This window comes from Mesorhizobium waimense (genome assembly GCF_003601975.1).
In the GTDB taxonomy this organism is placed as follows: Bacteria; Pseudomonadota; Alphaproteobacteria; order Rhizobiales; family Rhizobiaceae; genus Mesorhizobium; species Mesorhizobium waimense.
Genome location: NZ_QZWZ01000276.1, coordinates 1 through 253, shown reverse-complemented (window position 1 = coordinate 253; position 253 = coordinate 1). Strand labels below are relative to the sequence as shown.

The window sequence follows — 253 nt, the reverse complement described above, 5'->3', positions numbered from 1 at the left end:
TCTGGCGGATCGAGCGTCAGCGCCACCACCTTGTCGACCAGCACAGACTGAAGCGGTGCAATGCCCGGTGGCCGCGTCTTGTCGCGCAGCAGACCGTCGACGCCTTCGTTCATGAAGCGCTCCTGCCGTAAGCGCGAATTTCCCCGCACCTTTTGCTGTTGAGCGCTCTGATGCATGAGGTGTCCACCAAAATAGGTGGACACCAAGTGATGGAAGAAGATGAGCAGAAACTGCGGGTGAGGCTTGTCGGTCG

At 59.3% G+C, this 253-nt stretch carries 1 pseudogene; it reads right to left on the bottom strand.

From position 1 onward, the window contains the following. A pseudogene (locus D3227_RS40995) lies at nt 1–125 on the bottom strand (IS630 family transposase); the annotation flags it as partial. Between the last annotated feature and the right edge of the window lie 128 nt (nt 126–253).